Below are 241 nucleotides of genomic sequence, written 5' to 3'. Positions count from 1 at the left end.
CCAGCAGCGACCGCGATGGCGAATCCAACTACAGCGTGCACGGGCCGGGCACCGATGACCTGGCCGACCTGGTCCAGGCGCACCGCGAGCAGGGTGACGTGCTGCGCGAGCAGCGGCAGGGGCTGGTGCAGCGCGAGCTGCTGCTGGACACCATGGTGCAGAACCCGCCGGTGTCGCTGCTGCTGCTGGCCAACGGCGGCGATGGCGTGCAGCGCGTCATGTGCTCCACCCTGGCCGCGCG

At 71.8% G+C, this 241-nt stretch carries 1 pseudogene; it reads left to right on the top strand.

The window, feature by feature from the left end:
- Positions 1-241 (top strand): annotated as a pseudogene (locus tag ACQG3P_RS22555) (ATP-binding protein); the annotation flags it as partial.

This window comes from Stenotrophomonas sp. SrG, assembly GCF_050031795.1.
GTDB lineage: Bacteria > Pseudomonadota > Gammaproteobacteria > Xanthomonadales > Xanthomonadaceae > Stenotrophomonas > Stenotrophomonas rhizophila_A.
The sequence above is the reverse complement of the archived record's forward strand: the minus strand, read 5'-3'. Positions and strand labels throughout refer to the sequence as shown.